This is a genomic window from Chryseobacterium sp. 27AL, assembly GCF_057815395.1.
This window is the reverse complement of sequence record NZ_JBYRIW010000049.1, coordinates 1-351: the sequence shown is the minus strand read 5'-3', so window position 1 is coordinate 351 and position 351 is coordinate 1. Positions and strand designations below refer to the sequence as shown.

Annotated in this window: 1 other RNA gene; it reads left to right on the top strand. The window is 59.0% G+C overall.

Going from position 1 to position 351, the window contains the following annotated elements:
• Position 1: 1 nt before the first annotated feature.
• Positions 2 to 343, top strand: a transfer-messenger RNA (tmRNA) gene (ssrA, locus tag AC3WV0_RS18145).
• Positions 344 to 351 lie beyond the last annotated feature (8 nt).

The following is a 351-nucleotide window of genomic DNA, read 5'->3' as shown; positions in this document are numbered from 1 at the left end:
ACCTGGTTTCGACGTGGGTTGCGAAGCAGTAGCGGGCATACCGAGGACCCGTCACCTCGTTAATCAATGGGAACGCAATAACTGCTAACGACAACCGTTACCAGCTGGCCGCTTAATTGCGCGCCGTCCTCGCACTAGCTTGCCGATAGGCTAGGGCCGCAAGGCCACGCGAGGTCATTCATATCGGATCGCTTCGGCCGGTGTCACGACGGCCGGGGTTAACTCCAAGTGACTCGTCGTCGCGCAGCGTGTTCGTCCGCGTCGCGCCGGTTAAATCAAATGACTGAACTAAGTATGTAGAACGCTCTGTAGAGGACTTGCGGACGCGGGTTCGATTCCCGCCGGCCCCAC